2 tRNA genes are annotated in these 487 nt (G+C 38.8%); both read right to left on the bottom strand.

Features of this window, described 5'->3' with window-relative positions:
* Window positions 1–148 precede the first annotated feature (148 nt).
* Window positions 149–221: transfer RNA gene (locus ACFO5Y_RS09550), tRNA-Ala, on the bottom strand.
* A 76-nt stretch (window positions 222–297) separates the two neighbouring features.
* Window positions 298–371 (bottom strand) — tRNA-Ile (locus ACFO5Y_RS09545).
* Between the last annotated feature and the right edge of the window lie 116 nt (window positions 372–487).

The raw sequence follows: 487 nt of genomic DNA, 5'->3' as shown, positions 1-487 counted from the left end.
TGGTTTATGATTTAATTTCGATTAAAATTATATCTTCATTTAAGAAAATTGTTCTAATACAATCTGTCGCATCGACGGATTATATTAGGTGTTGATATTCAGTTTTCAATGAACTAAGTTAACTACCATATACTTACTATAGTAGTTATGGAGAATAGCGGGATCGAACCGCTGACCTCCTGCGTGCAAGGCAGGCGCTCTCCCAGCTGAGCTAATTCCCCGTACTGGAAATATATATTACATTGTTATTGATTTGCTGTCAACTGTTTTTTAATGAAATAAACAAGTTTTTAGCAATGGGCCTGAGTGGATTCGAACCACCGACCTCACCCTTATCAGGGGTGCGCTCTAACCAACTGAGCTACAGGCCCGGAGATATATAATCCTCAAACCCTAAGAGGCTTGACATTATGAAAGCTCACTCAAAACTGAACAAAGATAAAACACTTCATGCTGTAAAAGGTTCCAGTACTCCTTAGAAAGGAGG

The sequence above is a fragment of the Ruoffia tabacinasalis genome (assembly GCF_042652985.1).
GTDB classification, from domain to species: Bacteria; Bacillota; Bacilli; order Lactobacillales; family Aerococcaceae; genus Ruoffia; species Ruoffia tabacinasalis.
This window is presented reverse-complemented; position numbering and strand designations above follow the sequence as displayed.